This window comes from Micromonospora sp. NPDC047738, from assembly GCF_040642675.1.
Taxonomy (GTDB): domain Bacteria; phylum Actinomycetota; class Actinomycetes; order Mycobacteriales; family Micromonosporaceae; genus Micromonospora.
Genome location: NZ_JBEYSO010000019.1, coordinates 78,516 through 96,770 on the forward strand (window position 1 = coordinate 78,516; position 18,255 = coordinate 96,770).

General features: G+C 72.7%; 17 protein-coding genes. 15 read left to right on the plus strand and 2 right to left on the minus strand.

The genetic code is table 11. From position 1 onward, the window contains the following. Positions 1–51: 51 nt before the first annotated feature. From ABZ783_RS25490 to ABZ783_RS25510, 5 genes are all read left to right on the plus strand, one after another. Positions 52–981 (plus strand): aldose 1-epimerase family protein, encoded by a 930-nt coding sequence (locus ABZ783_RS25490; protein ID WP_357442194.1) that lies wholly within the window; start codon positions 52–54, stop codon positions 979–981. 2 nt (positions 982–983) lie between these two features. Beyond that, positions 984–1,586 carry a nitroreductase family protein gene (locus ABZ783_RS25495; protein ID WP_357442195.1) on the plus strand — a complete coding sequence of 201 codons (603 nt, stop codon included), beginning with the start codon at positions 984–986 and terminating at the stop codon, positions 1,584–1,586. A gap of 175 nt (positions 1,587–1,761) precedes the next feature. Further along, positions 1,762–2,067, plus strand: a complete 306-nt coding sequence (locus ABZ783_RS25500; RefSeq protein ID WP_073839113.1) for a type II toxin-antitoxin system VapB family antitoxin — start codon at positions 1,762–1,764, stop codon at positions 2,065–2,067. A 112-nt stretch (positions 2,068–2,179) separates the two neighbouring features. Next, on the plus strand, positions 2,180–3,340 hold the full coding sequence (locus ABZ783_RS25505; RefSeq protein ID WP_357442196.1) for an acyl-CoA dehydrogenase family protein: 1,161 nt from the start codon (positions 2,180–2,182) through the stop codon (positions 3,338–3,340). Positions 3,341–3,439: 99 nt separating this feature from the next. Further along, positions 3,440–4,204 (plus strand): DUF4230 domain-containing protein, encoded by a 765-nt coding sequence (locus tag ABZ783_RS25510; RefSeq protein ID WP_357442197.1) that lies wholly within the window; start codon positions 3,440–3,442, stop codon positions 4,202–4,204. Between the two features lie 229 nt (positions 4,205–4,433). Here ABZ783_RS25510 and ABZ783_RS25515 read toward each other — a convergent pair whose 3' ends face one another. After that, the gene (locus ABZ783_RS25515; RefSeq protein ID WP_073839116.1) at positions 4,434–4,643 is read right to left on the minus strand and encodes a PspC domain-containing protein; all 210 of its coding nucleotides are present in this window, start codon (positions 4,641–4,643) and stop codon (positions 4,434–4,436) included. A gap of 600 nt (positions 4,644–5,243) precedes the next feature. Here ABZ783_RS25515 and ABZ783_RS25520 point away from each other — a divergent pair. The 10 genes from ABZ783_RS25520 to ABZ783_RS25565 all read left to right on the plus strand — a co-directional run bounded on the left by ABZ783_RS25520 (position 5,244) and on the right by ABZ783_RS25565 (position 17,980). Next, positions 5,244–6,614 carry an L-serine ammonia-lyase gene (locus tag ABZ783_RS25520; RefSeq protein ID WP_357442198.1) on the plus strand — a complete coding sequence of 457 codons (1,371 nt, stop codon included), beginning with the start codon at positions 5,244–5,246 and terminating at the stop codon, positions 6,612–6,614. Between the two features lie 64 nt (positions 6,615–6,678). Next, positions 6,679–7,506, plus strand: a complete 828-nt coding sequence (locus tag ABZ783_RS25525) for an ABC transporter permease (protein WP_357442199.1) — start codon at positions 6,679–6,681, stop codon at positions 7,504–7,506. Between the two features lie 23 nt (positions 7,507–7,529). Further along, positions 7,530–8,273, plus strand: coding sequence for an ABC transporter ATP-binding protein (locus ABZ783_RS25530; RefSeq protein ID WP_073839119.1), 744 nt, complete (start codon positions 7,530–7,532; stop codon positions 8,271–8,273). Beyond that, positions 8,270–10,222: a DUF5941 domain-containing protein gene (locus ABZ783_RS25535; RefSeq protein WP_357442200.1), complete on the plus strand. Its 1,953-nt coding sequence runs from the start codon at positions 8,270–8,272 to the stop codon at positions 10,220–10,222. The genes ABZ783_RS25530 and ABZ783_RS25535 overlap by 4 nt, the downstream gene beginning before the upstream one ends. A gap of 16 nt (positions 10,223–10,238) precedes the next feature. After that, complete coding sequence (locus ABZ783_RS25540) at positions 10,239–12,428, plus strand: bifunctional glycosyltransferase family 2 protein/CDP-glycerol:glycerophosphate glycerophosphotransferase (RefSeq protein WP_357442201.1); 2,190 nt, start codon at positions 10,239–10,241, stop codon at positions 12,426–12,428. Between the two features lie 125 nt (positions 12,429–12,553). Further along, positions 12,554–13,858 carry an ABC transporter ATP-binding protein gene (locus tag ABZ783_RS25545; protein WP_357442202.1) on the plus strand — a complete coding sequence of 435 codons (1,305 nt, stop codon included), beginning with the start codon at positions 12,554–12,556 and terminating at the stop codon, positions 13,856–13,858. Between the two features lie 54 nt (positions 13,859–13,912). Further along, complete coding sequence (locus ABZ783_RS25550) at positions 13,913–14,293, plus strand: VOC family protein (protein WP_357442203.1); 381 nt, start codon at positions 13,913–13,915, stop codon at positions 14,291–14,293. A gap of 53 nt (positions 14,294–14,346) precedes the next feature. Next, a complete protein-coding gene (locus ABZ783_RS25555) occupies positions 14,347–14,814 on the plus strand; it encodes a DUF4442 domain-containing protein (protein ID WP_357442204.1) in 468 nt (155 codons plus the stop codon). A gap of 47 nt (positions 14,815–14,861) precedes the next feature. Next, a complete protein-coding gene (locus ABZ783_RS25560) occupies positions 14,862–15,611 on the plus strand; it encodes a beta-phosphoglucomutase family hydrolase (protein WP_357442205.1) in 750 nt (249 codons plus the stop codon). After that, on the plus strand, positions 15,608–17,980 hold the full coding sequence (locus ABZ783_RS25565; RefSeq protein WP_357442206.1) for a glycosyl hydrolase family 65 protein: 2,373 nt from the start codon (positions 15,608–15,610) through the stop codon (positions 17,978–17,980). Before ABZ783_RS25560 ends, ABZ783_RS25565 begins: the two co-directional genes overlap by 4 nt. Before the next feature lie 93 nt (positions 17,981–18,073). On the opposite strand, the gene ABZ783_RS25570 is transcribed toward ABZ783_RS25565, so the two are convergent. Next, positions 18,074–18,250 (minus strand): hypothetical protein, encoded by a 177-nt coding sequence (locus ABZ783_RS25570; protein ID WP_357442208.1) that lies wholly within the window; start codon positions 18,248–18,250, stop codon positions 18,074–18,076. Positions 18,251–18,255 lie beyond the last annotated feature (5 nt).

Genomic DNA, 18,255 nt, shown 5'->3' on the forward strand with positions numbered 1-18,255 from the left:
CGGCGGGCTGAGTCCGGCGCGGGTTGGGGCCGACGGGCTAAGGTCGCCGGCATGGAGAACGCCGTGAACCGGTCGCCCTCGGGGGCACAGTGGACCATCGCCGCCGACGGCCACGAGGCGGTCGTCGTCGAGGTGGGTGGCGGGCTGCGCGCGTACCGGCACGACGGGGTGGACTACCTCGACGGGTACGGGACGGACGAGCTCTGCCCCGGCGGGGCCGGCCAGGTGCTGGCCCCGTGGCCGAACCGGATCCGGGACGGCGCGTACACCTTCGCCGACCGGTCGCTGCAGCTCGACCTGAGCGAGCCGGCCCGCAACAACGCCCTCCACGGGCTGGTCAACTGGGCGTCCTGGCACCTGGTCGAGCAGGCGGCGGACAGCGTCACGGTCGGGTACGAACTGCCGGCGCGGCCCGGCTACCCGTGGCCGCTGCGGCTGCGTACCCGGTGGCGGGTCGGGACGGGCGGGCTGCGGGCCGAGCACGAGGTGACGAACCTGGCCGGCGAGCCGGCGCCGTTCGGCTTCTCGGTGCACCCCTACCTGCGGCTGCCGAAGACCGGCGTGGCGGAGTCGTCGCTGCGGGTGCCGGGGCGGATCCGGGTGCTGGTGGACAGCCGGCTGCTCCCGATCGGGGCGACCGGGGTGGCCGGCAGTGAATACGACTTCACCGCGCCCCGCCCGATCGGCGACGCGGTGCTCGACGTGGCCTTCGGCGACGTCGAGCGGGATGCCGACGGCGGCTCGGCGGTGACCCTCGCCACGCCGGACGGCTCGGCCCGGCTGCACGTCTGGGCGGACCGCGAGTTCGGCTGGTGGCAGGTCTTCACCGGCGACACGCTCAGCGGGGAGCGGCGCCGCCGCTCGGTCGCCATCGAGCCGATGACCTGCCCGCCGGACGCGTTCCGCTCCGGGCGGGACCTGATCGTGCTGGCTCCCGGCCAGACCTGGCGGGGTGCCTGGGGCGTCCGGCCCGAGGCCTGAGCATGGAGTTCGCCGACGTCGTCCGGCGCCGCCGGATGGTCCGCAACTACGACCCGGACCGGCCGGTCCCGCCGGAGGTGGTGGACCGGCTGCTGGCGCACGCGATCCGGGCGCCCTCGGCGGGCTTCGCCCAGGGCTGGGGCTTCCTGGTGCTGGAGGAGCCGGCGGACCGGGAGCGGTTCTGGGCGGCGGCCACCCCGGGCGGTGGCGGCCGGGAACGCTGGCTGGCCGGGATGCGCCGGGCCCCGCTGATCGTGGTGCCGCACGCCAACCGTTCCGCCTACCTGGATCGCTACGCCGAGCCGGACAAGGGGTGGGCGGACCGCGCCGAGGACCGCTGGCCGGTGCCCTACTGGTACGTGGACACCGGCTTCGCCGCGTTGCTGATGCTGCTCACCGCGGTGGACGAGGGCCTGGGGGCGTGCTTCTTCGGCATCCCGCCGCAGCGGATCGGGGCGTACCGGGAGGCGTTCAAGGTGCCGGACGACTACCAGCCGATCGGCGCGGTCACGATCGGTTACCAGGCGCCCGACCACCGGTCACCGTCGCTGCGCCGCGGACGGCGACCGGTGGACGAGGTGGTCCGGCGCGGCCGCTGGAGTTGAGCTGGTTCCCCGGTCCGGCGCGGGGTGTCGGCGGGGGAGAAACCGACATGAGGGAGTAAAACGCGGTGTGGCGGGTGCCGCTAGGCTGGCACGGACATCATCAGCTGCCCCGGAGCGCCCGCCGCGATCGGCGGGGCGTCGGGGTGGATCCGGCCTTGGGGGAGGGGAGCGTGCCGTGATCTTCAGAGCGGTCCGGGACGGGCGTCCCTACCCGGAGCACAACCTCACGCTCAAGCAGTGGGCGGAGATCCCGCCGCGCCCGCTCCGGCTGGACCAGCTCATCACCACCAAGCGGGAGTTGGCGCTGGACAAGCTCCTCGCCGAGGACTCCACCTTCTACGGCGACCTCTTCCCACACGTGGTGCAGTGGAACGGCGGCCTCTACCTGGAGGACGGCCTGCACCGGGCGCTGCGCGCGGCGCTCCAGCAGCGCAACCAGATCCACGCCCGGGTGCTGGTGCTCAGCGGCCAGCCCGAGTGACGGCTTCCTGAGTCTTCGTTAAGGTGGCGGCCATGAGCGAGCGCGAGCGAGCGAATCATCAAGCTCAGTTCCGGGCCGGTCATTCCGGCGCCGAGCGGAGCGAGGCGACGGCATGACCGTACTGGACCTGCTCGACGTCGACGCCTCGCTGAGCGAGGAGGAGCGGCAGATCCGCGCCGTCGTGCGCCAGGTCGTGGACGACCGGGTACGCCCGCACGTCGCCGGCTGGTACGAGGACGGCCAGGTGCCAGCCCGCGAGCTGGCCCGGGAGTTCGGCAAGCTCGGCCTGCTCGGCATGCACCTGACCGGGTACGGCTGCGCCGGCGCGTCGGCCGTCGCGTACGGGCTGGCCTGCCTGGAACTGGAGGCCGGCGACTCCGGGGTCCGCTCGCTGGTCTCGGTGCAGGGTTCGCTGGCCATGTACGCGATCTGGCGCTACGGCAGCGAGGAGCAGAAGCAGCGCTGGCTGCCGGCCATGGCGGCCGGCGAGGCGATCGGCTGCTTCGGGCTGACCGAGCCGGACCACGGCTCCGACCCGGCCTCGATGGCCACCCGGGCCCGGCGGGACGGCGACGACTGGATCCTCAACGGCACCAAGATGTGGATCACCAACGCGCCGATCGCCGACGTCGGGGTGATCTGGGCGCGCACCGACGACGGGGTGCGCGGCTTCGCCGTACCGATGGACACGCCCGGGGTGACGGCGCGCGAGATCCGGCACAAGATGTCGCTGCGCGCTTCGCTGACCGGGGAGGTCGTCCTCGACGACGTCCGGCTCCCGGCGGACGCCCGGCTGCCCGAGGCGATCGGGCTGAAGGCGCCGCTGAGCTGCCTCACCGAGGCCCGGCACGGCATCGTCTGGGGGGCGCTCGGCGCGGCCCGCGACTGCCTGGAGACCGCCCTGTCGTATGCGACCACCCGGACCCAGTTCGGCCGGCCGCTGGCCGGTTTCCAGCTCACCCAGGCCAAGCTCGCCGACATGGCCGTCGAGTGGAACAAGGGCCTGCTGCTGGCGCTGCACCTGGGCCGGCTCGCCGACGCCGGGAAGCTCCGCCCGGAGCAGGTCAGCGTCGGCAAGCTGAACAACGTCCGGGAGGCGTTGGCGATCGCCCGGCAGTGCCGGACCATCCTCGGCGCCAACGGGATCTCCGGCGAGTACCCGGTCATGCGGCATGCCAACAACCTGGAGAGCGTGCTGACCTACGAGGGCACCTCGGAGATCCACCAACTGGTCATCGGGCAGCGCCTGACCGGGCTCTCCGCGTTCGCCTGACCTGCGGTTTTCGATTGCGCCCCCGCTCGGCGGGCGGGTGTCGTACCGGGGCCTTACCGTCATTCTCAGACACTGTGTCTGACGAGGACGGTGAGGGCGATGGCCCGCGACGGTGACATCAACGAGCCCACCAGGGAGTTCCCCGGCTACCCGACCAGTGACGATCTCAGGGCCCGGTCGGACGGCACACCCGATCCCGCTCCGGGCGTCCCGCCGTCGGCGGGTGGCCCGGTCCGTGGCCTGCTCTGGGTGCTCGGCGCGGCTGCGCTGGCCGTGGTGGTGCTGCTCGGCGTGCAGGCCACCGGGATCCTGCCGGAGTTCCGCAACCCGTTCGCCAAGGAGCAGACCGACCGCAGCCAGCCGCCGCTGCTCAAGTCGATCCGGGATCTCAGCCGGTACGTCGCCGCCGAGGGCGACTTCCAGGTCGTGGTCGACCTGCAGAACGACCGGAGGAACGTGCCGGACTTCCTGCTCAACGAGCGGACCCTGTTCGTCGGGGCGGGCCGGGTCGAGGCGTACGTCGACTTCTCGAAGATCGCCGAGGGGGCGATCGTGGAGTCCGCCGACAAGAAGTCGGTGGAGATCAAGCTGCCCGCGCCGCAGCTCGGGGAGACCAACCTCGACCTGGAGAAGAGCTACGTCTTCGCCGAGCAGCGTGGCCTGATCAACCGGCTCAACGACCTGGTGGCCGGCAACCCCAACCGGCAGCAGCAGGTCTACCAGCTGGCCGAGGACCGGATCACCGCCGCCGCCCGGGACAGCGGGCTCACCGCCCGGGCCGAGGAGAACACCCGCAAGATGCTGGAGGGCCTGCTCCGCTCCCTCGGCTACCAGAAGATCACGGTCACCTACACGGCCCCCTGACCCTTCCGACGTCGACACCCGCCCCGGGATTCGGGGCGGGTGCCCCGCTGTCCCCTGCCCCCCGACACGCGCACCGCGCTGCCCGCCCGTCCAGGCGCGCCCGCAACGGCGGCAGTTTCGGGAAGTTGCTGCCTCAGGCGTGGGCGGAGCCAGCAACTTCCCCGATGTTGCTGGCCGGGCCGCCCTCCCGGGCGGGCGGTGGCGGGGTGGGGTGGGGTGGGGTGGGGTGTCAGTGGCGGGTGGGGGCGAGGTAGCGGTCCTCGTTGGGCATCAGGATCCAGAGGATCAGGTAGATGATCACCTGGGTGCCGGGCAGCAGCAGGGACAGCAGGAACAGCAGCCGGACCAACCCGGCCGACATGCCGAACCGCTGCGCCAGGCCGGCGCAGACACCGGCGAGCATGCGCCCCTGGCGGGGCCGGACCAGTTTGCGACTCATCGTCGTACTCCCACTCTGCGGCGGATCCGCCGCGCTGATTCCACGCTAGGAACGGGTGGGAGCCGCGCCCTCGGCCCCGAGGAGGATCGGTGGCCTGGGCACCCGTAGGTGCTTACCCCGCCGGGTCCCGCCGACCCACGCCGGGCAAGGACCTCGCTGGCGGGTCCACCACTCACGTCTGGCCGAGCGTGCTACGCCGGGCGGCCACTGCCTGCGCTCGCTGGCGGCGCGGCACCGCACACCGCGCGTGGATCGCTGAAGATCGTGCTCGATCCTGGATCGAGTGCCATCCCGGTTGCGCCGAGGCCACTACTTCCTGGATCGAGCACGATCTCGGCGCGGTGCGCGGTGCGCGGTGCGCGGTGCGCGGTGCGCGGTGCGCGGTGCGCGGGGCGCGAGGGCGCGAGGGCGCGGTGACGCGGGGGAGACGAGCCGGGGTGCAGGGTGGCGGTGTGCGGGGTCGCGGGCGGGGGCTGACCTGGGCGGGTAGGCTCGCCGGTCGGGCGCCCACACCCCGGGTGCCGCCCGCCGTCCCCGGACCGGGGTCGGCACCACCGGGCCGGACCCGCACCCGGGTACGACGGCGAGGAAAGTGCAGCCATGATCAGTGTTTTCGACCTCTTCAGTGTCGGCATCGGGCCGTCCAGCTCGCACACCGTGGGGCCGATGCGCGCCGCCCGCACGTTCGTGGCCGGGCTCAAGGCGGACGGGCTGCTCACCGACACCGCCCGGGTGCAGGCCGAACTCTTCGGCTCGCTGGGCGCCACCGGACACGGCCACGGCAGTGACCGCGCGGTGCTGCTCGGGCTGGAGGGCGAGGCGCCGGAGACGGTCGACACGGACGCGGTCGGGCCGCGGGTCGAGCGGATCCGGGCCGAGCGCCGGCTCAGCCTGCTCGGCACCCACGAGATCGACTTCGACCCGGACCGGGACCTGGTGCTGCACCGCCGCCGCTCGCTCCCGTACCACCCGAACGGGATGACCTTCGTGGCGTACGACGCGGCCGACGCGGCGATCAGGGCCCGGACCTACTACTCCGTCGGCGGCGGGTTCGTGGTCGACGAGGCGGCCGCCGGGGCGGACCGGATCAAGCCGGACAGCACCCGCGTCCGGTACCCGTTCCTGACCGGCGCGGAGCTGCTGGCGGTCACCACCGGCAACGGTCTGTCGATCAGCGAGGTGATGCTCGCCAACGAGCTGTCCTGGCGCAGCGAGGCGGACGTCCGGGCCGGGTTGCTGGAGATCTGGCGGGTGATGCGGGACTGCGTCACCCGCGGCTGCGAGCGGGACGGCGTCCTGCCGGGCGGGCTGAAGGTCCGCCGCCGGGCGGCCGAGCTGCGCCGGAGCCTGGAGGCGGAGGCCGACGCCACCGATCCGCTGCGCGCGATGGACTGGGTCACCCTGTTCGCGCTCGCGGTGAACGAGGAGAACGCGGCCGGCGGGCGGGTGGTGACCGCCCCGACCAACGGCGCCGCCGGGATCATCCCGGCCGTGCTGCACTACTACACCCGGTTCGTGCCGGGCGCCTCCGAGGACGGCGTGGTCCGCTTCCTGCTCGCGGCCGGCGCGATCGGGGTGCTGTTCAAGGAGAACGCGTCGATCTCCGGGGCCGAGGTCGGCTGCCAGGGCGAGGTCGGCTCGGCCTGCTCGATGGCCGCCGCCGGGCTGGCCGAGGCGCTGGGCGGCACTCCCGCCCAGGTGGAGAACGCGGCCGAGATCGGTATGGAGCACAACCTCGGGCTCACCTGCGACCCGGTCGGCGGCCTGGTGCAGATCCCGTGCATCGAGCGGAACGCGGTGGCCAGCATCAAGGCGATCACGGCCACCCGGCTGGCGCTGCGCGGTGACGGGGTGCACGCCGTCTCGCTGGACAAGGTCATCAAGACCATGCGGGAGACGGGCGCGGACATGAAGGTCAAGTACAAGGAGACGGCGCGGGGTGGCCTCGCGGTCAACGTGATCGAGTGCTGAACCCGAAGGGGTGACCCGACCGGTAGCCCTGCCGGCGGACGCCGGTGAGGGTGACGATGGGACGGTGACGACAGGCGTCGCCGCGCTCTGGTCGGCCCGCAACTCGCTGCGCATCCTGGTCAAGCGGGACCTCGCGGTGAAGTACCAGCAGTCCGTGCTGGGCTACTTCTGGTCGCTCATCGAGCCGCTCGGCATGGGCCTGATCTACTGGTTCGTCTTCGGCGTGCTCTATTCCGGCGCCACCCGGGGGCACCTGGGCGACGCGGCCGGGTCGTACCCGCTCTTCCTGGTCACCGGGATCTTCGCCTGGATGTGGGCCAGTTCGGCGCTCACCGAGGCGACGAACGCGCTGACCGGACAGGCTCGGCTGATCACCACGATGAATCTGCCTCGGCAGGTCTTCCCGATCGGCCGGGTCACCGGCCGGTTCGCCGAGTACGCCGCCGGCCTGCCCATCCTGGCCGGCATCGCGGCGGTCTACGCGATGCACGGGAAGATCCACGTCGGGTGGACGCTGCTCGCCCTGCCGCTGGCCGTGTCGGTGCAGTTCGTGCTGCTGGCGGGGGTCGCGTTGCTGCTGTCGGCGCTCAACGTGCTGATGCGCGACATCGAGCGCTTCATGCGGCTGATCATCCGGGTGCTCTTCTACGCCACCCCGATCATCTACCCGCTCGGCCTGGTCCGCGGCTCGGGCATGCCGGCCTGGATCAAGCTCCTCTACGAGTTGAACCCGCTGGTCGGCATCTTCCAGTTGCACCACGCGATCTGGTATCCGGACCAGTTCCCCGACGCCCGGCTGCTCACCATCACCGTGGTGGGCAGCGTGCTGGTGCTGGCGGTCGGCTGGTGGTCGTTCCGCCGGCTGGAACCGGCCGTGCTCAAGGAACTCTGAATGACGGCCCGCATCGAGGCGACATGACGGCCATCATCGAGGCGGCGGGGCTGGGCATCCGGTTCGTCCGGAACCGGCGCCGCCAGCTGCGGCTGCGGGAGCTGCTGATCCACCGGGGCGGGCGGAACTCGGACGCCGGCCAGTTCTGGCCGCTGCGCGACGTGTCGTTCCGGATCCAGCCGGGCGAGACGGTCGGCGTGGTCGGTCGCAACGGCACCGGCAAGAGCACCCTGCTGCGGCTGATCGCCGGGGTGCTGATCCCGGACGAGGGCCGGATCCGGGTACGCGGCGAGGTGGCCCCGCTGCTGGAGCTGTCCGCGGGCTTCTCCAACGACCTGACCGGCCGGGAGAACCTGTATCTGGTGGGCGGGCTGCACGGGCTGTCGACGGGCTACCTGCGGCGCCACTTCGACGAGATCGTGTCGTTCGCCGGGGAGCAGGTCGAGCGGTCCATCGACACCTCGGTCCGGCACTACTCGTCGGGGATGAAGGTGCGGCTGGGCTTCGCGGTCATCGCCCACCTGCCCCACCCCATCCTGTTGGTGGACGAGGTGACCGCGGTCGGGGACGCGGAGTTCCGCGCGAAGTGCTATGCGACCATCGAGCGACTTCTCGCGGAAGGGCGCACGCTGGTGCTGGTGTCACACAACGAAAAGGACCTCACCCGGTTCTGCCGTCGGGGGCTCTACCTCGACGCGGGGCGGCTGACCGTCGACGGGACCATCGACGAGGCGCTGCACGCGTACGCCAGCGCCGCGCAGCGGTGACCCTCGCGATCGTGCTCGCCGCCGACCCGGCGGCGGGCCTGACCACCGAGGCCGGGGAGCGCCTCGTCGACCGGCTGGCCGGGCAGTGGCGGCGGGCCGGGGCGAGCGACGTGCGGGTGGCCACCGACCTGCTCGAGCTGGCCTCGCTGGTGGCCGGCGCGAGCGGCCCGGTGCTGGTCAGCGGGGCCGACCTGGTGGCGCACACGGCCGTGCTCCGGCACCTGGCGACCAGCCCGGTGGGGCCCGCAGTGGCGCTGGTGCTCACCGACCCGCCCGGGGACGGGCAGGTGACGGTCCGGGAGGAGCGCGGCCAGGTGGTGGCGGCCGGCGACCTGGCGGACGCGACCGGTGTGTTCGGCGGCGCGCTGCGGGTCGGCCCGAACGACCTGCCGGCCCTCGCCGCCGCCGCGCAGGCGGTCGCCGGTGCCGAGGGCGGACCGGCGCCCGCGGTGGACCGGCTCTTCGCCGAACTCACGGCGTGCGGCCCGCTGATCTTCGCCCATCGGGTACGCCTGCTCGTGGCGCACCGGGTCGGCACCGCCGCGGAGCTGCGCGCGGCCGAGGTGGCCGTGCAGGCGGTCGACGAGGACCGGGCCGAGCTGCGGCTGTCGGTGAAGGAGCGGGACGACTTCTTCACCACGTTCTTCGTCAGCACCTGGTCCCCGTACGTGACGAAGGCCGCCGCCCGGCTGCGGCTCAGCCCGACCGCGGTGACCATGATCTCGGTGGTCTTCGCGGTGGCCGCCGCGGTGCTCTTCGGCGTCGGCGGGCGGCCCGCGCTGGTCGCCGGGGCGGTCCTGCTCTACCTGGGCTTCGTGCTCGACTGCGTGGACGGCCAGTTGGCCCGCTACACCCGGCAGTTCAGTGCCTGGGGCGGCTGGCTGGACACCATGGCCGACCGGGCGAAGGAGTATGTGGTCTACGCCGGCCTCGGCTACGGCGCCACCCACGCCGGCTTCCGGTACGGCTGGGCCCTCGCGATCGCCGCGATGACCCTGCAGACCGTGCGGCACATGACCGACACCTGGTACGGCGTGCTGCACGACGAGGCGGCCCGGCGGCCCCGCCCGGCGACCGGGGAGGCCGGCGGCATCGGCGGCAAGCTGAACGCCGCCTCGACGAAGGTGCAGGCGGACACCGGGTCGGTGTCGTACTGGCTGAAGCGGACGGTGGTCTTCCCGATCGGCGAGCGGTGGGCGCTGATGGCGGTGACCGCCGCGCTCTTCGGCCCGCTGGTCGCGCTCTGCGCGGTGCTGGCCTGGGGGACGTTGGCGTTCGCGTACACCGGGGCGTTGCGGACCCTGCGGGCCCGCTGGATGCGGGTGCCGGTGATGGCGACGGTCGACCGCACCCTGCACCGCGACGACGGGCCGCTGGCCCGGACGCTGCCGGTGGTGCGCGGTCCGCTGGTGGTGGCGGTGCTCGGCGCGCTCGGCGCGGCGGCGCTGCTGCTCTGGGCGCTGTCGACCGTCCACGCCGGCCACCGGTTGCCGGGTTGGGCGGTGCCGGTCGGGCTGCTGGTGCTGCTGGTCGCCGGGTTCGGTGCCCGGGCGGCGCACGACGGGCCGCTGGACTGGCTGGTCCCGGCCGCGCTGCGGGCCGGGGAGTACCTGTTCGCGATCGCCGTCGGTGTGGCCGGCCGCGCGCCCGCCTGGCTGATCTTCGGGTACGTCTTCGTGCTCACCCTGCACCACTACGACCTGACCGCCCGGCTGGAGAAGCGGCAGGTGGCGCCGCCGCTGCATCCCGCCACGTTCGGCTGGGAGGGGCGGTCGGCGCTGCTGACGGTGGCGGCGTTCGTCGGATACGCGAGTATCGGTCTGGTTACACTCGGTACGTACCTTCTCGTGGTTTTTGTCGCGAGCGTGGTCCTCGCCTGGGCGGTCCTGCCGGCCCGCGCCCGACGCACGCCGGTCCCGGTGGGTGGGGGTGACCGCTCGCCGGGCTGACGGAGGGCCGGCCGGGATGACTCTGCTCAGCTTCGTCGTACCGGCCTTCCGGGTGCAGGGCTACCTGCGGGAGTGTCTCGACTCGATCCTCGACCAGCCGTACGACGATCTCGAGGTGATCGGGGTCGACGACGCCTCGCCGGACCACACCGGCGAGATCCTGGCCGAGTACGCGGAGCGCGATCCCCGGGTCCGGCCGGTCCGGCTCGCCGAGAACGCCGGGCTCGGTCCGGCCCGCAACGCCGGGCTGGACCGGGCCACCGGCACGTACGTCTGGTTCATCGACGGCGACGACTGGCTGGTCCCCGGCTGCCTGCCGCACGTGGCCGACCGGCTGCTGGCCACCCGTCCGGACGTGCTGATCGTCGACCACGTCCGGGCGCACTGGAACAACCTCGGCACCCGCAGCGCGATGGCCGAGGTGTTCCCCGAGCCGCCCGGCGAGGCGACGTTCCGGCTGCGCGACCGGCCGGAGACGCTGGGCCTGCTGCACACCGCCTGGAACAAGCTGGTCCGGCGGGAGCTCCTGGTCGAGCGGGGGCTGCGCTTCGCGCCCGGCTGGTACGAGGACGTCTCGTTCAGCTACCCGGTGCTGATGGCGGCCGAGCGGATCGGCGTGCTGGACCGGGTCTGCCTCAACTACCGGCAGCGCCGGACCGGGGCGATCACCCGTACCCGGGGCGACCGGCACTTCGAGGTGTTCGCCCAGTGGCATCGGGTGTTCCGGCTGATGGACCGGTGGGGGCCGGACATGGAACCGCTGCGCCCCGCGGTCTTCGAGCGGATGATCTGGCACTACCTGACCGTGCTGGGCAACGGCGCGCGGATCGCCCCCGAGCTGCGGCCCGCCTTCTTCACCCAGATCCACGAGGATTACGTGCGCCTCCGGCCGCCCGGCGGCTACCCGGTGCCACCCGGCGTGGACGGGCTCAAGCACCGACTGGTGGCGGCCGGGCGATGGCGTACGTTCAGCGCGCTGCGCGGTGCCCACCAGGCCGAGGAGACCGCGCGGCGCTCGGCGCGCCGGGCCCGGCGGCGGGTGCTGCCGGTGGCGCGGCGGACCGCCGGCCGGGCCCGGGACGCCGCGCTGGGCGAGTACTACCGGGTCGAGTTACGCCGGCCGCTCGACCCGAGCCTCGCCGTCTACGCCGCGTACTGGTACCGGGGGTACGCCTGCAACCCGGCCGCGATCTACGCCGCCGCGCGCCGCCTCGCCCCCCAGGTACGCGGCGTGTGGATCGTCCGGCGGGACCGGGTCGACACCCTCCCGCCCGGGGTGGAGTACGTGGTCGCCGGCACCCGGGCCTACTACCGGGTGCTGGCCCGGGCCCGCTGGCTGGTCAACAACGTGAACTTCCCGGACTTCGTCCGGAAGCGACCGGGCTCGGTGCACCTGCAGACGCACCACGGCACCCCGGTCAAGGTGATGGGGCTGGACCAGCAGCGGTACCCGATGGGCGCGATGGAGATGGACTTCGCCGACCTGCTGCGCCGGGTGGACCGCTGGGACTACAGCGTCAGCTCGAACAGCTTCTCGACGCAGATGTGGGAGCGGGCCTACCCGGCCGGGTACACCACGCTGGAGGTCGGCTACCCGCGCAACGACCGGCTGGCCACGGCCACCCCGGCGGAGTGCCGCCGGGCCCGGGCCGGGCTGGGCATCGGCCCCGATGAGTTCGTGGTGCTCTACGCGCCGACACACCGGGAGCACCTGCCCGGCTGGCGGCCGCCGTTCGACCCGGACCGGATGCGCGCCGTGCTCGGCCCGTCCGGTCGGTTGCTGATGCGCAGCCACTACTTCCACGACCGGGACCGGCGTCCGCGCGGCCGGTTCGCCGGCGGGGTGCTGGACGTGAGCGACCACGGCCGGGTGGAGGACCTGTATCTCACCGCGGACGTGCTGGTCACCGACTACTCCTCGGCGATGTTCGACTACGCCGTGCTGGACCGGCCGATCGTCGTCTACGCCCCCGACTGGGACGCGTATCGGGTGGCCCGGGGGGTCTACCTCGACGTGCTCGTCGAGCCGCCGGGCGCGGTGGCCCTCGACTTCCCGGCCCTGCTCGACGTGTTCCGCTCCGGCGCGGTACGCGGCGCGGCGGCCGAGCAGGCCCGGCAGCGGTTCCGGGCCCGGTTCTGCGCGCTGGACGACGGCCACGCCGCCGAGCGGGTGGTCCGCCGGGTCTTCCTCGACGAGCCGGCCTGAAACCGCTCCGAACGCCTTAATAGGACGGTCACGAGTCGAACATCACACGTTTACCCGATGTGCGGATTCGATGATTTTGGTCACAGTCATTCCCGGGTTCGGCCCGACGAGCTGGGGAGGAGACGGTGACCACCGTCGCGCTCAAGGATGTCACCAAGGTGTTCCAGGACGGGACAGTCGCGGTCGACACCATCAATCTGGACGTCAATGGCGGCGAGTTCATGGTGCTGCTCGGCCCCTCCGGCTGCGGCAAGTCCACGGTCCTGCGGATGGTGGCCGGCCTGGAGGACCCGACCTCGGGCGCGGTGATGCTCGACGGCGAGGTCGCCAACGACCTGCCGCCCCGGGACCGGAAGATCGCCATGGTCTTCCAGGACTTCGCGCTCTACCCGCACATGACCGTCGGCGACAACATCGGCTTCCCGCTGCGGCTGGCCGGCGTCGACCAGGCCCCGCGGGGGGAGCGGATCCAGGACGTGGCGAGCGCGCTCGGCATCGCGGACGTGCTCGGCCGCAAGCCCAGCCAGCTCTCCGGCGGCCAGCGGCAGCGGGTGGCGATGGGCCGGGCGATCGTCCGCCGCCCCGGGCTGTTCCTGATGGACGAGCCACTCTCCAACCTGGACAGCGGCCTGCGGGCCGAGCTGCGCGCCGAGATCTCCGGGCTGACCCGCGAGCTGGGCGTCACCACCATCTACGTCACGCACGACCAGGCCGAGGCGCTGACCATGGCCGACCGGGTCGCCATCATGCGCAAGGGCGTGCTCCAGGACGTGGGCACCCCCACCCAGGTGTACGGCCGGCCGGCCACCCTCTACGTGGCCGCGTTCCTCGGCAGCCCCCGGATGAACCTGTTGGAGGCGTCGGTCTATGTCCATCTCGACCGGTACGTGGCGTTGAGCCTGGGCGAGCAGTCGCTCTACCTGCCCTGGGACGACATCCGCTCCCGGGCGGTGGCGCACTATCACGGCGAGCGGATCGTCGTCGGGCTGCGGGCCGAGGGGCTCACCCCGGTCGCCCCCGGCACCGCCGGCCACGTGCTCCAGGGCCGGATCCGCTACCTGGAGCACCACGGCCACGAGTCGCTGGCCTTCCTCGACATCGGTGCCACCGCGATCGTGGTGGACGAGATGGGCACCCCGGTGGAGACCGGCGAGCCGGGCCAGCGGGGGCTGCGCCGCTTCGGTCAGGTGATGCAGCGCCTCACCGGACGGGCCGGCGACGCGCCGATCTCCGCGCCGCCGAGCGGCGTGAACCGGGCCAGCGTGCTCACCGACCCCGGCCGGCACCACCGCCGCCCGGCGGAACTGGCGGTCCGGCTGGCCCCGTACCCGGCGGTGTCGGCCGGGCACCCGCTGGCGGTCCAGGTACGGATGGACGCGCTGCACTTCTTCGACGAGCGCGGCGACCGCATCGACGTCGGCTGGCGCTGAGCGGGGCGGCCGAATTGAGTTGACCGCTTCTCCGCGCGGCTCGACGGTGTCGGGATGGGGATTGCCATCCGCAACGTCGCGTTCGACTGTGCCGACCCGTACGAGCTGGCGCAGTTCTGGGCCAAGGTCTTCGACTGCCCCCTCGACCCCCAGTTCGAGCCCGACGACGAGGAGCTCGTCATCGAGCCACCCGATGGCCCGAGGCTCTATTTCCAGCGGGTGCCGGAGCCGAAGACCGTGAAGAACCGCGTGCACATCTGCCTGCAACCGGACGTCCTGCGCGACCGGGAGGTCGAGCGGGTCCGTGGGCTCGGTGCCACCGTCGTCGTCGATCGACGTGAGCCGGACGGCAGCGGCTGGGTCGTGCTGGCCGACCCCGAGGGGAACGAGTTCTGTGTGGTGCGCAGCGAGGCCGAGCGGCATCCCACCGCATAGACCGGGGCTCGGTCGCTCTTGCCGGCGAAGTTACCGACGAGTAGCGTGCGGGCATGTCCATCGACTCTCGCCAGGTGGCGGCCGGTCTGCTGGAGGCCGTGCCGTTCGCCCGCACGCTCGGTATCGAGTTCATCGAGGTGGCGCCGGAGGCGGACGGCGGGGTACGCGCAACGGTCCGGCTCCCCGACGCCCCTGAGCACCGCAACCACGTCGGCGGCCCGCACGCCGGGGCCATGTTCACCCTCGGGGAGACCGCCTCCGGCGCGGTGGTGCTCGCCGCGTTCGGGCAGGTGCTCGACCGGGCGGTGCCGCTGGCCGTGACGGCGACCATCGCGTACCAGAAGGTCGCCCTGGGGCCGGTGCTGGCCACCGCGCGGCTGGGACGCACCCCGGCGGAGGTGCTCGCCGAGCTGGACGCGGGACAGCGGCCGGAGTTCCCGGTCGAGGTGGAGATCGGCACCGAGGACGGCACCACCACCTCGGTGCTGACCGTGACCTGGACGCTCCGTCCGAACCGCTGACGCCCGAATCGGGTTTGCCTGGCCGGTTCGGTGGATAGATTCGTACCGTGCTGGGCCTACCCGCCAACGTGACCGCCTGTCTCTTCGACCTGGACGGTGTGCTCACGCAGACCGCCAAGGTGCACAACGCAGCCTGGGCGGAGACCTTCGACGCGTTCCTGCGGCAACGCTCCGCGGCCACCGGGGAGCCGTTCCGTCCGTTCGACCCCGGGCCGGACTACAACCGGTACGTCGACGGCAGACAGCGGGCCGACGGTGTGCGCTCCTTCCTGGCCTCCCGCGGGATCAGCCTGCCCGAGGGCACGCCGGACGACCCGCCGGAGGCGGACACGGTCAACGGGGTCGGCAACCGTAAGAACGTCATCCTGCTCAAGCGGCTGCGCACCGACGGGGTCGAGGTGTACGAGGGCTCGGTGCGCTACCTGGAGGCGGCGGCCCGGGCCGGGCTCCGCCGGGCGGTCGTCTCGGCCAGCGCCAACTGCCAGGCCGTGGTGGCGGCGGCCGGGCTGGACCGGCTGCTGGAGGCGCGGGTGGACGGGCTGGTCGCCCGCCAGCGGGGGCTGCGCGGCAAGCCGTACCCCGACACGTTCCTGGCTGGGGCGGAACTGCTCGGCGTGCCACCGGCGAACGCGGCCGTGTTCGAGGACGCGCTGGCCGGCGTGGCCGCCGGCCGGGCCGGCGACTTCGGATACGTGGTCGGCGTCGACCGGGTCGGCCAGGCCGACGAGCTGCGCGCCCACGGCGCCGACGTCGTGGTGACCGACCTGGCCGAGCTGATGACGGAGCCGGTCCGATGATCCGGGAGCGCGCGTATCCGGTCGAGCCGTGGCACGTCCGCGAGGTGCGGCTCGACATGGACGTGCTGGCCCAGTCCGAGTCGGTCTTCGCCCTGTCCAACGGGCACGTGGGGCTGCGCGGCAACCTGGACGAGGGCGAGCCGCACGGACTGCCCGGCACCTACCTCAACTCCTTCTACGAGCTGCGGCCGCTGCCGTACGCGGAGGCCGGTTTCGGCTTTCCCGAGTCCGGTCAGACCATCGTCAACGTCACCAACGGCAAGCTGATCCGGCTGCTCGTCGACGACGAACCGCTCGACGTCCGCTACGGCGAACTCCTCTCCCATGAGCGGATCCTCGACCTGCGGGCCGGCACCCTGCACCGCGAGCTGCACTGGCGGTCGCCGGCCGGGCGGGAGGTCAAGGTCCGCAGCACCCGGCTGGTGTCGTTCACCCAGCGCTCGGTCGCCGCGATCAACTACGAGGTCGAGGCGGTCGGGGAGCCGATGCGGCTGATCCTCCAGTCCGAGCTGGTGGCCAACGAGACCCTGCCGCCGCAGAGCCGCGACCCGCGGGTGGCCGCCGTGCTGGAGTCGCCGTTGCAGGCCGAGGAGGAGCTGACCACCGACGACGGCGGCCTGCTGATCCACCGCACCAAGGTCAGTGGGCTGCGGGTGGCCGCCCAGATGGCGCACGACGTGAGCGGCCCGGAGCGCACCACGATCGAGTCCGAGGGGTACGAGGACTGGGTCCGCACCACCATCGGCTGTGTGCTCAGGCCGGGCGAGACGCTGCGGGTGGTCAAGTACCTGACGTACGGCTGGTCCAGCAAGCGGTCGTTGCCCGGGCTGCGCGACCAGGTCGGGGCGGCCCTGGCGGCCGCCCGGCTGGACCGCTGGGACGGGCTGCGCCGGGCGCAGCGGGAATACCTGGACGAATTCTGGGACGCCGCCGACGTGCGGGTGGAGGGCGACCCGGAGGTGCAGCAGGCGGTCCGGTTCGGGCTCTTCCACGTGCTCCAGGCCGGTGCCCGGGCCGAACGCCGGCCGATCTCCGCGAAGGGACTCACCGGCCCCGGGTACGACGGGCACGCGTTCTGGGACACCGAGATGTTCGTGCTGCCGGTGCTCACGTACACCCAGCCGAACGCGGTGCGGGACGCGCTCTACTGGCGCCACTCGACGCTGCCGCAGGCCCACGAGCGGGCCCGCACCTTGAACCTCAAGGGGGCGGCGTTCCCCTGGCGGACCATCGAGGGACCGGAGTCGTCGGCGTACTGGCCGGCCGGGACGGCCGCGTTCCACATCGCCGCGGACGTCGCCGACGCGCTGCGCCGCTACGTGCTCGCCACCGGCGACGACGGCACGGAACGGGAGATCGGGCTGGAGTTGCTGGTGGAGACCGCCCGATTGTGGCGTTCGCTGGGCCACCACGACCGGTACGGGCGGTTCCACATCGACGGGGTGACCGGCCCCGACGAGTACACCGCCGTCAAGAACGACAACATCTACACCAACCTGATGGCGCAGCGGAACCTGCTCACCGCCGCCGACTGCGCGATGCGCCACCGGGACCAGGCGTTCGACCTCGGGGTCACCGACGAGGAGGCGGCCGCCTGGCGGGACGCCGCGAACGCCATGCAGCTGCCGTACGACGACGAACTCCAGGTGCACGAGCAGGTGGAGGGCTTCACCCGGTTGCAGGAGTGGGACTTCGAGCACACCCCGCCGGAGAAGTACCCGCTGCTGCTGCACTACCCGTACTTCGACCTCTACCGCAAGCAGGTCATCAAGCAGGCGGATCTCGTGCTCGCCATGCACTGGCGGGGTGACGCGTTCACCGGCGAGGAGAAGGTACGCAACTTCCTCTACTACGAGCGGCGGACGGTCCGGGACTCCTCACTGAGCGCCTGCACCCAGGCGGTGATGGCGGCCGAGGTGGGCCACCCGGAGCTGGCCCACCGCTACCTGCGCGAGGCCGCGTTGATGGATCTGCACGACCTCAACGAGAACACCCGCGACGGGGTGCACATGGCCTCGCTGGCCGGGGCCTGGATCGCCCTGGTGGCGGGCTTCGGCGGGCTGCGCGACCACGACGGGACGCTGTCGTTCTCGCCCCGGCTGTCCAGCCGGCTCAGCCGCCTGGAGTTTTCCATGCAGTGGCGGTCGATCCGGTTGCGGGTGGACGTCCGGCCGCACCAGACGACGTACTCGCTGCGGCACGCCGGCCCGGACACCGTGCTGGAGCTGCGCCACCACGGCGAGACGATCCAGGTCACCGGCGATCAGCCGGTCACCGTGCCGGTGCCGCCGGCTCACCCGTCCGGTCCGCCGCCGGAGCAGCCGCCGGGCCGGGCGCCCCTGCTGCACCTGCCGGAACACTTCGCCTGAGACGTCCCGTCCCCCGCATTGCGGGGGCCGGGACACTGCTCCAGGTCGCGGCCGGGCGTCAGGCGCACCGCGACCTCGTCGAACTCGGGTACGTCAAAACTGGCGGCCGTTGGACGGCCGGCCGGCGGCGTCCCGGGGTGACATCGCCCGCGGGTCGTCGGCGGTACGCGCCTGCGCCGCCTCGTCCGCCCACTCCCGGGTGCGCTGGGCGTCCTGTTCGCGGCGTTTCTGTTCGGCGGCCTGCTGCCGGGACCTGTCCTGCTGTGCCATGACGA

Coding starts and splice junctions, on each gene's coding strand:
- ABZ783_RS25490 (WP_357442194.1), top strand. CDS start 52: ATGGAGAACGCCGTGAACCGGTCGCCCTCGGGGGCACAGTGGACCATC.
- ABZ783_RS25495 (WP_357442195.1), top strand. CDS start 984: ATGGAGTTCGCCGACGTCGTCCGGCGCCGCCGGATGGTCCGCAACTAC.
- ABZ783_RS25505 (WP_357442196.1), top strand. CDS start 2,180: ATGACCGTACTGGACCTGCTCGACGTCGACGCCTCGCTGAGCGAGGAG.
- ABZ783_RS25510 (WP_357442197.1), top strand. CDS start 3,440: ATGGCCCGCGACGGTGACATCAACGAGCCCACCAGGGAGTTCCCCGGC.
- ABZ783_RS25515 (WP_073839116.1), bottom strand. CDS start 4,643: ATGAGTCGCAAACTGGTCCGGCCCCGCCAGGGGCGCATGCTCGCCGGT.
- ABZ783_RS25520 (WP_357442198.1), top strand. CDS start 5,244: ATGATCAGTGTTTTCGACCTCTTCAGTGTCGGCATCGGGCCGTCCAGC.
- ABZ783_RS25530 (WP_073839119.1), top strand. CDS start 7,530: ATGACGGCCATCATCGAGGCGGCGGGGCTGGGCATCCGGTTCGTCCGG.
- ABZ783_RS25540 (WP_357442201.1), top strand. CDS start 10,239: ATGACTCTGCTCAGCTTCGTCGTACCGGCCTTCCGGGTGCAGGGCTAC.
- ABZ783_RS25550 (WP_357442203.1), top strand. CDS start 13,913: ATGGGGATTGCCATCCGCAACGTCGCGTTCGACTGTGCCGACCCGTAC.
- ABZ783_RS25555 (WP_357442204.1), top strand. CDS start 14,347: ATGTCCATCGACTCTCGCCAGGTGGCGGCCGGTCTGCTGGAGGCCGTG.
- ABZ783_RS25565 (WP_357442206.1), top strand. CDS start 15,608: ATGATCCGGGAGCGCGCGTATCCGGTCGAGCCGTGGCACGTCCGCGAG.
- ABZ783_RS25570 (WP_357442208.1), bottom strand. CDS start 18,250: ATGGCACAGCAGGACAGGTCCCGGCAGCAGGCCGCCGAACAGAAACGC.